Raw genomic sequence first — 12,686 nt, 5'->3', positions numbered from 1 at the left:
CGTCCATACGATCAAGGCTGCAAACGCGTAGGCGCCGCCGAGAATACTTGCAGCGCCCCACCCTGCCGCGTCGAAAACCATAGTGGTGGAAACCGCCCCAGCCGCGCTGCCCAACGAATAGAACACCATGTAACTACCGATGGTCCGCCCGGCCGATTCCGGTTCATCCGCGACGATCAGGTTCTGGCTCGAGACATGAACAGCCTGCACAGCGAAGTCCAACGCAACAACACCGACTACGAGTAACACCAGCGAGTGCGTCGCCTGCGCGTTGAAAACCCACGACAGCAAGAGAACGACCAACGACGCCCCGGTGACGCGTTGGGCTTTGCCTTGATCGGCCCAACGTCCGGCACCGACCGCGCCCAATGCTCCGACCAATCCGGCGATTCCGAAGAGCCCGATCTGTGTGGTCGACAATCGCCATGGCTCCTCGCTCAGTGGTAATGCCATACCGCTCCAGAGCGCACCGAAGGACGCGAACAGGAACAGGGTGATCAGAGCCCTCGTGCGAAATAGTCGGTTCGTAAGAGTCAATGTCACGACCGATCCCATGGCACGCGCATACGAACCCCGATCCGATTGCGAACGACGGTCTTTCGGCAGCATCGTCAACGCGAGAGCCGCGATGAGGACCGAAATCAAGGTGGATCCGGCGTAGACCGCCCGCCAGCCTGCCAGATCCGCAACTGCGCCGGCGACAGTTCGAGCGAGGATGATGCCGACGACAACGCCGCTGGTGATCACACCGATGTTTGCGCCGCGCTCATCTGGGTCGCTGATTGCCGCAGCGTAGGCGACTACGACTTGAACGACGACCGAGAAGGTGCCTGCGACGGCCATCCCGATCAGCAGTTGCAGATTCGTGGCGGCCACAGCAACAAGCATCGTTCCTGTTGCAGCAGAGACGATCTGGATTTCGATCAATTTTTTGCGATTCACGAGATCGCTCAGTGGCACCAACACGATCAACCCCACCACGTAACCCATTTGGGCGAGCGCGACTACGAAGCCGAGGCCGGCCGGAGGGATGGAAAGATCTGAACCGATTTGCCCGAGGAGCGGCTGTGCGTAGTAGATATTGGCTACCGAGACACCGCAGAGCACCGCGAGCAACAGGCGAAGTCCACGCGGCATTTTGAACTTGTCCCGTGCGTTCTCGACAGATTGACGTGCAGTCACTTCCACCTCAATTTGGTTGCGTTTTGATACCATTTGAAGACTATGTCAATACAGTTTCAAAACGCAACCAATGAGGAACCCGATGCCTGATCGCACGCAATGGACGGACCCACACTGCCCGACGGCCCGAGCGGCCGACATCATCGGCGACAGATGGTCGCTGTTGATCGTGCGAGACGCCTTCGACGGGTCGTCGAGGTTCAGTCAGTTTCAGCGAAACCTGGGCATCGCAAAGAATATCTTGACGGACAGGCTGAAAACCCTTGTCGAGCAAGGAATTTTCGAAGTCCGACCGAACGAACAAGGGACCCGCAACGAGTACGTCTTGACCGGACGCGGTATGGATCTGTTCATCGTGATCACGAGCCTGCGGCAATGGGGAGAGCGCCACGCCTTCGATGACGGTGAGCCACACTCGATCTTGATCGACGACACCACGGGCGATCCGGTGCCCAGGCTTCGACTGATCAACGCACGGAATATCGACCTGGACCCGGCAAGTACACATGTGGAGAAGGTCGAGGAAGGTTGACCCGCAACTCGCCAGATCGGTAGATGGGCGCACAGGATTCGAAGTTCGCGCATACTCCGATCATGACTGTCGATCTCGAGTTTTCCTGGCCGCAGTTTCTCTGGATTGCATTCATCTTCGTCGGCGTACCCACAACTATCGGCGCAAGCATCATCTGGACAATCCGGCGTTCGGAACGAACTGGCGTGGAGCACTCCACGACCGCCCTCGACGCCGGGCGCACGGGATCGGGCCCACTCGGACTGTGGCGCACCGGTCTGTTGGCCTTTGCGCTGGGCTTTCTGTCTTGTGTGGGCTGGCTCAGCTGGTCAGCCGACTACAAAGGCGGATTCCGCGGCCCCGGCCTGCCTGCCCCGACGCAGTTTCCTCCCTGGCAGGTGTTTGCCTGCGGATTAACGGTGATCCTCGCGTGTTTCGTTTCCGCGCATCGGTCGCGATGGATGAAGGCAGGCGGCCTGACTGCAGCTGCCGGCACGGCTGCGGGATTCACCACAGCATTCAGTATCGACGCCAGTACTGATGTCACCGGACAGGCAGGCGTGGGCGTCGCACTGTCCACGATCGGATGGGGCCTCACCCTTACCGCACTGATGCTTCTGCGCGGCAAGTGGTCGCGACGAGGATGAATCATTGCCGGATCATCCATCCAACGAGTAAAGAATTCGATAAGCGGACCTAACCCGTTTTGAAATTCATTAAGAAGAAAATCGATTCCAGATACACGATCGCCTAATTGCCTGATTGCCGAACCTCCACGAGATCCTCGAAAAATATGAGACAGAAGCCTTATCGCTTCCATGCCAACCCTTTGACGCATGCGGATCATAATATTCTTCGGACATCACATGGAAGCGCACACAAGCCTGTGACTCACGACATTATCCGATTTATCACGGGAAATCGTGATAAATCATCACCGTCACTGAACTGCAAAAACACCTTAAGTTACAGATTCAACTAGTTCCAAACCCTGGGGTTTCTTCCTTTTTCTCGGCGTCTCGAATCCGTAATGCTTGACATCGAATTGTCTTTCGTTCTCAATGAGCGATGTCAACTGACGATGATGCATCTCAGTGCATCAACGCAGTAATTCCGCTATCGAATCCAGTGAAGGGACCAGCCGCGAAATGACGGTTGCCGAGAGCTTGAAAGATAGGAATCTGTACTCCAACCTCAGGCGTGCTGCTGATTTGAGCAACCCATTCTGGGATCGCGCAGTCAGTGAGGGTCTGGCCGATATCACCGCCGATCGCGTCGCAGGTTTCGAACACCGGACGATCCAAGGATACGAATTCGAGAACTTCTCCACGTACTCGTATCTGGGGCTCGACACCGACTACCGAATTCGTTCGGGTGCGATCGCCGCTCTCGAGCGCGAACGAACGTTGAACAGTTCCATCTCGCGGATGAGAGTCCACTCCAGCCTTCTCGACGACACAGAGGCCGCGTTGAGCGAACTGCTTGACGCACATGTGCTCACCCTCGGATCCGCCGCAAACGCTGCGTGGAGTTTGCTCCCCCTCGTTGCGTCCGGGTTGCTCACCGGCGGTGAACCTCCCCTCATGGTGTTCGACAAGAACGCACACTTCTGCCTCAATGCCATGAAGGCGAGCGTCGCCGACGAAACGACGATCGTGACCATTCGGCACGACGACGTCGATGAACTCGAAAGTCTTTGCCGAACAAATTCTCAGGTGGCATACGTGGCGGACACCGTCTACAGCACAGGCGGGAAGGCGCCCCTGAACGAACTGTTTGCATTACAGGCCAAATACGGACTGATTCTCGTTCTCGACGAGGCGCACAGCACCTCGGTCATCGGACACAACGGGCGTGGCGCGGTCCTGGATCTCATCGGCAGCCTCAATGATCGAACATTCTTGCTGACATCACTGAACAAGGGATTCGGTGCTTCCGGCGGCGCGATCGCACTCGGTCGGAACGGGGGCAGTCGAAATCGTGATCTCGCACTTCGCTACGGCGGCCCGTTGACGTGGTCGCAGCGTGTGAACGTAGCCGGGCTGGGTGCTATTGCGGCGTCCGTGGAGCTCCACCGCAGCGGAGAGGTCRACAAGCGGCAGCGGCAACTCCGCACGGTTGTCGAACTGTTCGATTCGCTCGTCGACACGCCGGCATCGGGCGATGGACTCCCGATCCGCTTCGTCACGCTCCACGAGGAAGAACAAACCATCACCGCAGCACAGAAACTGCTGGCTAGCGGTTTCTACACATCGGCGGTCTTCTTCCCTGTCATCGGCCGGGGCAAAGCCGGGCTGAGACTGATGCTTCGGGCGGACCTTCCACATGCAACGATCGAGCGTTTCGCCGACGTCCTACGAAGAGTCACGGAATGAGCGACGACCGCACTGTCGCAGTGACACCTCTGGCTTGTGCCGTCGTGTTGACAGCACAAATGGCCACGACCATCTACCTCCCTTCACTGCCGAAGATCGCGACCGATCTGGGCATCGAAGATTCCGTGGTGAAGTGGTCTGTGACACTCTTCGTGATCAGTGCCGCACTTCCGGTGGTCGTGTGGGGGCGGTTGGCAGATCGACTCGGACGCAGGACGGCACTGTTGTCCAGCTTGGTATTGTTCGTGATCGCCTGCGTTGCATTGACTTTGGTCCAGAGTGCCGCCGTACTACTGATCGGCCGGATCGTTCAAGGCATCGGAGCAGGGGGTGCGGCCATCATCGTGCGAATGATGGTGAAGGACAAGTTCACCGGTTCGGAGTTGGCTAGTCGATTGTCGCTGTTGTCGATGGCATTTGTGGTGGCACTGGGCGGTGGCCAACTGATCGGCGGCGCTCTCGCGTCGTTCACCTCGTGGCGAACCGGCTTCGGCGTGCTCGGAGTACTCGGAGCAGCACTCGCTGCGGTGGCACTGAGGACCGAGAACACCACAGTCCGCGACAACAACGAACGCGTTGTTCGGTGGAATGCCATAGTCCTGACACCCCAGTTCTACAAACCGGCCATTGCGGGGGGCCTGGGTTTCGGCGCGATAGTCCTGGTGCAGCAATCGAGCCCCTTCCTGTTCAGCGATCGATTCGACTTGCAACCGTGGGCATTCGGAGCCTTCGGAATCCTCTACGGAACCKCCTACTTCAGCGGCGCGCTTTACGTCAATCGAAGGGCCACAACCGTCGGTTCAGAGAAGTTGATGCGCCGAGGTGCGCTGTGCATGCTGCTTGCCGGCCTCGTCCTCATGCTCTGCTGGTATCCCCCACTCGGTTCCACGCCGTTGCTCGCGGTCTTCCTGCTCGGATACATCGCACTGACATTTGGGCAATCACTTCTCTTCCCGAACTCGGCAGCATCAGCAGTGACGCATTTTGCTGAAGGCGGAGCCATCGCCGTCGCGTACTGCGGACTCGTACAGCAGGGGATTGCCGGCATCGCCTCTGTAGTCGGACCTCTCGCATCCGATGAACGCGTGTGGTCGGCAATCGTCGCACTGATCACTGCAGCAGCGACTGCGCTCGTATTCTCCCTCCGCACAGCTTCCTCCGAACCGACAGTAGGTACGTCCCATGCCCGTCATTGAACGCACCGCACAACTCGACCCCGGTACCCGCGAGCAGAACTTACTGGCATACAAGCAAATTCGCGATCGAGTTGCGGACGCGCAACACTTGTCCGTTCACGGGGCACCCGAGCGGTCGGTCGCCAAGCACCGGGCTCGCGGCAAATTGCCCGCTCGCGAACGCATCGATGCTCTTCTCGACGTGCAGTCCCCGTTCTTCGAGATCGGACAACTGGCCGGATTCGAGGTGTACGACGAGCAACTCCCGTCGGCTGGTCTGGTCACGGGCGTAGGGCTCATCCGCGGCTCACTCTGCGCCATCTTCGCGAACGACGCCACCGTCAAGGGCGGCACCTACTACCCGCTGACCGTCAAGAAGCAACTGCGATTGCAATCCGTCGCTCGTCGGCTGAGGCTGCCGTGTGTCTATCTCGTCGATTCCGGAGGTGTTTTCCTTCCGATGCAGGACGAGATCTTCCCCGACGAGCACCATTTCGGCGAGATGTTCAAGAACATCGCCGAAATGTCGGCGGACGGCATCGTTCAGATCGCAGCGGTCATGGGTTCCTGCACGGCTGGAGGTGCATACATCCCAGCGATGTGCGACGAGACCGTCATCGTCCGCGGTACCGGCACCGTCTATCTGGGCGGCCCTCAGTTGGTCAAGGCTGCAACCGGTGTCGACGTCGAACCGCAAGAGCTCGGCGGCGCCGACGTGCACGGGGTGATCAGCGGCGTCGTCGATCACATCGCCAACGACGACATCGAGGCTCTGAGCATGATCGCCGACATCGTCGCCCGCGGTGATCGACGGGAGGTACGGGCGCCGTCACGATCTCCGCGACCACCTCTTCACTCCCCCGAATCGCTCGACACGGTGATCCCGGCTTCCTCGAAAACCCCGATCGTCGCGCGCGACGTTCTGGCCCACCTGCTCGATGCCAGCGAATTAGTCGAGTACCGAGCGAATTACGGCCGAACCATCGTCTGCGGGACCGGCCACATCGAGGGGTACACCGTCGGGGTCATCATGAACGACGGTGTGCTCTTTTCGGAGGACTCCCTCAAGGCCGCGAACTTCGTCGAACTGTGCTCACAACGAGACATCCCATTGTTGTTCCTGCACAACGTCAACGGATTCATGGTCGGGAAGCAGTACGAAGCGGAAGGTATCGCCAAACACGGAGCGAAACTGGTCAATGCCGTTGCCTGCGCCAGGGTTCCCAAGCTCAGCATCGTCATCGGCGGAAGCTACGGGGCGGGAAACCTCGCGATGTGCGGACGCTCGATAGGTCCTGACTTCATGGCCGTGTGGCCGAACGCGAAGACCACCGTGGTCGGTTCCGAGCAAGCAGCGTCGGTGATGGCATTGATGAAGATCGAATCTGCGCGCACACGCGGAACTCCGCTCACGGAAGAGGAAATCGAGGAAATCAAACGGCCGATACGCGAAGGTTACGACCGGCAGGGCGAGTCGGTGTACGTCGCATCCAGGCTCTGGGTGGACGCGATCGTCGACCCGGTCGACACGCGATCCTGGGTTTCACTCGCGCTGTCCATGCTTCCCCGCAATCACGGAACTACGCGCTTCGGCGTCTTCAGGATGTGAGAACATGACTCGACTTCTCATCGCCAATCGGGGCGAAATCGTCACGCGCATCGCGCGCACGGCCCGTCGTCTCGGCATGTCGGTAGTGACGATCTCCTCCCCCGTCGATTCACACGCACAGTGGCATCGCCTCGCCGATCACACCGTGCTTCTGGACGGAGACATCCCCTCGGAGTCCTACACCAATTCGGATCAAATCATTGCGGCCGCGCTGGCCGCGGATTGCGACGCCGTGCACCCGGGTTACGGATTTCTCTCCGAAGACTCCGATTTCGCTGAAGCCGTCGTCGCTGCAGGTCTGACATTCGTCGGTCCGGCCGCTGAATCCATCGCTCTACTCGGAGACAAGGCAAGAGCGAAGAAGGCCGCCGCTGACGCCGGCATCCCGACTCTCACCGCGTGGGGCGAGGCAAGCGCCGATCCCGATACCGTCCTCGGTCACGTTCGATCTCTCGACGTGCCGGTGCTGCTGAAACCGGTGTTCGGGGGCGGCGGCAAGGGGATGGTTCGACTACATCCGGGTGATGACGCACGAGAGGTCATCACCTCTGCAATCGGTTTGAACGGAAGGAACTTCGGCCGCGGCGACCTGATGATCGAAACGCTGGTGGAGCGTCCGCGTCACATCGAAGTTCAGGTCCTCTTCGATTCCTTCGGTACAGGAGTTCACTTCTTCACCCGTGAATGCTCCCTACAGCGTCGCAACCAGAAGATCATCGAGCAGGCACCGGCAAGTTCTGTCCCCGAATCGGTCCTGGGAGCCATGCAGCACGACGCTCTGCGACTACTCGGAGGCGTCGGCTACGTGAATGCAGCAACCGTCGAATTTCTGGTTGACGCCGAAAACCGCTACTACTTCCTCGAAGTCAACACGCGCCTGCAAGTCGAACACACGGTCACCGAGGAAGTGACCGGCGTCGATCTCGTCGAACTGCAACTCGACATCGCCCTCGGCGCCCGTTTGCCGTTACAGCAGCGCGATATCGCGCTGCGGGGTTTCGCGGTGCAAGCCAGAATCTACGCAGAGGATCCGTCGAACGGATTTCGGCCCGCACCTTCACATTCTGTGGACGTAGCCTGGCCGTCGACGGTTCGCATCGACAGTGCTTTCGAGGGTGCCGGCAGCATTCCGCCGTTCTACGATCCGATGATCGCAAAGGTCATAGCAAGCGGTCCGACGCGGTCAACCGCACTGGAATCACTGGACCGAGCTTTGGCCGACTCCAGTTACTTCGGTGGAACCTCGAATATCGGTTTCCTCCGACTTCTCTTGGCGACACCGGCTGTGCGCGCGGATGACATTCACACTTCCTTCGTCGACGAGCACCTCCCTCGGTTGATCCCGGATTCTGCAGAGCTCCAGGCCACCGCCGCTGCTGTTGCGATGGTGTGGACTTCCGTCGAGGAACAATCGCCGGTCACCGGGTCGTCATGGACCGGCCCCCACGGACTACATCGAGAGACACTGCGCAAGGTGGGATCCGACCCGATCGGACGCGAACTCATTGCCGACGGCCGCGTCGTGCCGACCACGGTCATCTCACAACGAAGCAACCACTGGATTGTCGCCGCCGACGGCCGGAACATTTCGGTGGTCGTCAGGGGCGGAACCGACGAAGTGACACTCAGCCTGGTCGCCGATGGTTTGACAACCACCGCTGGACGCCTCGGAGTCGGCACCGGTACATGGGTGTGCGTTGGTGGCTGGACCGTGAAGGTAATCGAGAAAGTCTATACAGCAAAGGATTCCGATCTCAGTGACGGAGAGATCACATCGAAGATGCCGGGAACCGTGCTGGCAGTGCTGCAGACTGGAACGCGGGTGTCGGAAGGTGATGTCGTCGCGGTCGTAGAAGCAATGAAGATGGAGACTGCCCTTCGTGCTTCCTCACCCGGAATCGTCTCGGCGGTGACAGTAACGGTGGGAGATGTCATCGATGCCGGACAAGTGCTGGCAGCCGTGGCGCCATGAGTAAAGATTGCCACGATCTTATCTCTTTCTTGACTGAAGCAATTGTTACACAATATCTTTCATGTCAGAAGCAGGGGGAATCGAGCGTCGCGCAGTCATTGTTTCCGCAACCGAACTCTGCGAACTCATTCGTTCCGATCGGACGCTCGTCGTCGTCAACGTGGTACGAGACAACAGCGAGGGCGGAGCCGGAATCATTACTGCGCCGCAGTCCATCACATTGTCGATCAACAACTTTCAAAGCAGTGGCGGCGGGACTGAAGGGAATCGACCGCTGCCAGATCTCGACGCATTCGGAAGAACACTGAACGATCTGAAAGTACCCGCCGATGCTCACATCGTGGTCTACAGTTCGGACAGCCCCCTGCTTGCGGCCCGCGCGTGGTTCACGCTTCGCTGGGCGGGACGTTCAGTGCGGTACTTGGACGGCGGATCGTCCGCATGGGCTTCATCCCGAAAACCCATATCGACAAACGATTCGATGCCCGTACCACCTTCCACCGCTAGCACGACACTCGCCGACGCAGAAGGCGCCCTGCGCGCGGCATCGGCCGGCAGATTGCTCGACGCCCGAGGATCGAGCAGTTTCCGCGCCGGCCACATCCCCGGATCTATCTCAGCGCCGGCAACTGACCTACTCGACGACAACGGCTTCCTACTTCCCGACCGCGAGTTACGAGAATACTTCCACCAGTTCGGAATAGAGCGTGGTGGCACCGTCGTGTCCTATTGCGGCGGCGGAGTTGCCGCGTCGCACAACGCACTGGCGCTTGCAGCGGTCGGCATCAGCTCCGCGGTCTACGTCGCGTCGTGGTCGGGGTGGAGCGCCGACCCCGAACGACCCGTCTCCACTGACATCCATCACACACCAAGGAATCCGGACCAGCGATGACACGACAGATGATCCTCGGCGCCTACATGGTGTTTCCGAGTATGCACAGTGCGGGAATGTGGCGACATTCGTACTCGGAGAATGCCTTCGAGGACAGAGTGCTCTACGAGCGATACGCGCAAGCCGCGGAACGAGCGAAATTCGACCTGATACTGATACCTGAGCGTGTGCACTACGTCGACGGCCACACCAAATACGGTCTGCTGACCGGCTTTCAACATGATCCGACGCAGTTGGCTGCAGTGGTAGCCAGCGTAACAAATCGTATCGGTCTCGGCGTAACCCTTTCGGCAAGCTTCAACAGCCCGTACAACCTGGCGCGAACTCTGGGCAGCCTCGACATACTCAGCGGTGGGCGCGCGGCCTGGAACATCGTGATGACGGCGCCCGGTCCGGCAAACGACAACTTTCCCGAAGTCGATCGGCTTCCGAGAGAAGAACTGTACGAGCGCGGCGACGAGGTTCTCGAAGCGACCACCGCACTCTGGTCATCGTGGGACGGCGACGCCGTATTGGCCGATCGCGACAGCGGAATATACGCAGACACAAGCAAGATTCACGCGGCCGACTACAAGGGCAAATACTTGTCGGTGCAGGGTCCACTCACCTTGCCACAATCACCTCAGGGCCGCCCGGTCTTCATCCAGGCAGGTGAATCGGCGCGAGGGCGCGAGTTCGGTGGGCGGTGGGCAGATCTGGTCTTTGCGATCGACCCGTTGGAGGAAGATCTTCGAGCGAAGCGCCAGGCAATTCGCGGCTACGCGGAAGAGGCTGGACGCGACCCTGATTCGGTGCGCCTCGTCGCCGCCGTGCAACCGATAGTCGGCGAGACGACGAGCATCGCGAAGGAACGGCAGGAGTATCTGCGATCCCTGATCCATCCGGATGCAGCAATCGAGTGGGTCTCCCACTCCGCCGGACTCGATCTGTCGCAGTTCGACCCGACAACTCCGATCAACGACGTCGTCGATCAGGGAAAAGGTCCGTCGCGTCGTCTGGCGCGGCTGATCGACGCCCAGGATCTTACTATCGCCGAAGCCGCACAGTTGTTCGCGCGTAACGATCTCACTCCCGAGATTGTCGGCTCGCCGCAAGAGGTAGCGGACGAGTTGACACATCTCTTCGAATCGGGAGCAACTGACGGTTTCATCCTGACGGCTACCCACTTCCCCAGGGGGCTCGACGACTTCGCCAGTTCCGTTGTGCCACTTCTGCAAGATCGGGGCGTGTTCCGGCGCGAATACACCGGAACGACCTTGCGGTCCAACATCTTCGATTCCACTCGCACTTCCACACGATGAACGGAACTCAGTCCATGACGACGTCGCGGCTTTCATCCACACCGATCCGAGTCGCCATCCTGGCGTCGACGCTTGCAGTTGCGGCTGGTTGCAGCACTGCAACACCATCTGCCAGCGCGGACTTCGAGCCCGCGTCCGGGGGCGATCTGACCTTTGCCATCAATACGTTTCCACCGTGCATCGACAAGACCCTGAACGGTCAAACCGCTACAGCGTTCCATCCCCTCTACGACAAACTCGTCGACCAGAATCTCGACACCGGGGAGATCGTTCCTTGGTTGGCGACGTCCTGGGAGGTCCAGAACGACGGTCGACGATTCGTCTTCACTCTCCAGGACGGAGTTACCTTCAGCAACGGCGAACGTCTGGATGCACAGGTCGTGGCAGATAACTTCGAGAGCCAGAAAAGACTGGGAGACAGCGGTTTCGCAACCACTGCGAAATCTCATCTCGCGACCTTCATCGGGGCCGAGGTACTCGCCCCCTCGACCGTCGCACTCGATTTCTCGGAACCATCGGCAGGATTCCTTCAAGCCGCCCGCTCCGACACGCTCGCCATCATCGCACCGGAATCCTTGAAGAAGACGCCCGAAGAACGCTGCGCCCAGGGCGTTATCGCTTCAGGTCCATTCGTACAGAAAGAACTGGAGACCAACGCGAAGGTCGTACTCGCCCGTCGGGACGGGTACCACTGGGGATCCTCACTCAACAAGAACAAGGGAGAGGCATATCTGGATTCGATCACCTTTTTGGTGGTCCCCGAATCCTCGGTGCGAATCGGCGGTTTGACGTCAGGACAACTGGACGCCGCGATCGACATTCCGAGCACAGACGTCGACCGCGCACAAAGCGCCGGACTCACTGTCATCCCGTCCATTGCTGCCGGCATCAACGACTCGCTCTTGCTCAACCCCACGTTCGCGCCGGTACTTGCGGACCTGAACGTGCGGCGCGCCTTGGTGAAGGGCATCGATACCCAACAGATCATCGATACCACCTACACACCGAGTGACGAGAAAGCACGGAGCATCCTGTCTGTGAAAGCGCCCGGCTACACCGATCTCTCGTCCGAGTACACCTATGATCCGTCGGGTGCGAAGTCACTGCTGGACGCCAGTGGATGGACAGTCGGCGGTGACGGATTCCGAACCAAGGATGGTGAGAAACTGACCGTGGAATTGGCATACCGCAACCACCTCCCACAATCGCAGTTCGAACTGATCCAATCTCAGCTGCGCGACATCGGAGTCGCGGTGAACTTGCAACCTCGCTCGACTGCCGAGGACAACGCCGCGAGAACCGACGGCACGTGGGAATCGATCTACTTCCAGAGCTTGCGCGCCGACGGTGACGTACTGCTGGTGTTCAGTCCCACTCTCGGCTCGACCAAAGGCATCGCCTCGACTCCTGAGCTGAATACGTTGCTGGTCAAACAATCTCAGACCGTTGACATCGATGCGAGAAACGAAGTGTTGAAGGAGATTCAGGAGCTGATTGCCGATCAGGCACTGGCGATCCCGTTGCACGCCTCTTCGTTGATCTACGCGACGACTCCCGCGGTTCACGACCTGCGCATCCAAGCCGATCTCTACTCGGTGGACTTCGTGGATGCGTGGAAGAGCTAGTTCACACTTCCTCAGCTCGACAACCTGCTTCGACAAACCCTTTT

Annotated in this window: 9 protein-coding genes and 1 pseudogene; 9 read left to right on the top strand and 1 reads right to left on the bottom strand. The window is 59.4% G+C overall.

All coding sequences use genetic code 11. The features are described 5' to 3' along the window. Positions 1-33: 33 nt before the first annotated feature. Positions 34-1,137, bottom strand: a pseudogene (locus AC1DWA_RS05420) (MFS transporter); the annotation flags it as partial. A 127-nt stretch (positions 1,138-1,264) separates the two neighbouring features. Between AC1DWA_RS05420 and AC1DWA_RS05415 the strand changes: the two are divergent. The 9 genes from AC1DWA_RS05415 (at position 1,265) to AC1DWA_RS05375 (ending at position 12,642) form a co-directional block, all read left to right on the top strand. After that, positions 1,265-1,714 (top strand): winged helix-turn-helix transcriptional regulator, encoded by a 450-nt coding sequence (locus AC1DWA_RS05415; protein ID WP_020968694.1) that lies wholly within the window; start codon positions 1,265-1,267, stop codon positions 1,712-1,714. Positions 1,715-1,737: 23 nt separating this feature from the next. Then, entirely contained in the window at positions 1,738-2,340 is a 603-nt protein-coding gene (locus AC1DWA_RS05410) for a hypothetical protein (protein WP_020968693.1), read from the top strand. A 501-nt stretch (positions 2,341-2,841) separates the two neighbouring features. Next, positions 2,842-4,068 (top strand): aminotransferase class I/II-fold pyridoxal phosphate-dependent enzyme, encoded by a 1,227-nt coding sequence (locus tag AC1DWA_RS05405; RefSeq protein ID WP_477916506.1) that lies wholly within the window; start codon positions 2,842-2,844, stop codon positions 4,066-4,068. After that, complete coding sequence (locus tag AC1DWA_RS05400; RefSeq protein WP_477916504.1) at positions 4,065-5,264, top strand: MFS transporter; 1,200 nt, start codon at positions 4,065-4,067, stop codon at positions 5,262-5,264. Before AC1DWA_RS05405 ends, AC1DWA_RS05400 begins: the two co-directional genes overlap by 4 nt. Further along, the gene (locus AC1DWA_RS05395) at positions 5,251-6,852 is read left to right on the top strand and encodes a carboxyl transferase domain-containing protein (protein WP_080910135.1); all 1,602 of its coding nucleotides are present in this window, start codon (positions 5,251-5,253) and stop codon (positions 6,850-6,852) included. Before AC1DWA_RS05400 ends, AC1DWA_RS05395 begins: the two co-directional genes overlap by 14 nt. Positions 6,853-6,856: 4 nt before the next feature. Continuing rightward, on the top strand, positions 6,857-8,824 hold the full coding sequence (locus AC1DWA_RS05390; protein WP_060938290.1) for an acetyl/propionyl/methylcrotonyl-CoA carboxylase subunit alpha: 1,968 nt from the start codon (positions 6,857-6,859) through the stop codon (positions 8,822-8,824). A 61-nt stretch (positions 8,825-8,885) separates the two neighbouring features. Beyond that, positions 8,886-9,716, top strand: a complete 831-nt coding sequence (locus AC1DWA_RS05385) for a sulfurtransferase (RefSeq protein WP_477845722.1) — start codon at positions 8,886-8,888, stop codon at positions 9,714-9,716. Next, entirely contained in the window at positions 9,713-11,017 is a 1,305-nt protein-coding gene (locus tag AC1DWA_RS05380; RefSeq protein ID WP_029254658.1) for an NtaA/DmoA family FMN-dependent monooxygenase, read from the top strand. Before AC1DWA_RS05385 ends, AC1DWA_RS05380 begins: the two co-directional genes overlap by 4 nt. Positions 11,018-11,031: 14 nt before the next feature. After that, positions 11,032-12,642, top strand: a complete 1,611-nt coding sequence (locus tag AC1DWA_RS05375) for an ABC transporter substrate-binding protein (protein ID WP_477845721.1) — start codon at positions 11,032-11,034, stop codon at positions 12,640-12,642. Positions 12,643-12,686 lie beyond the last annotated feature (44 nt).

It is taken from the genome of Rhodococcus sp. P4_F3_2 (assembly GCF_056401335.1).
This window is presented reverse-complemented; position numbering and strand designations above follow the sequence as displayed.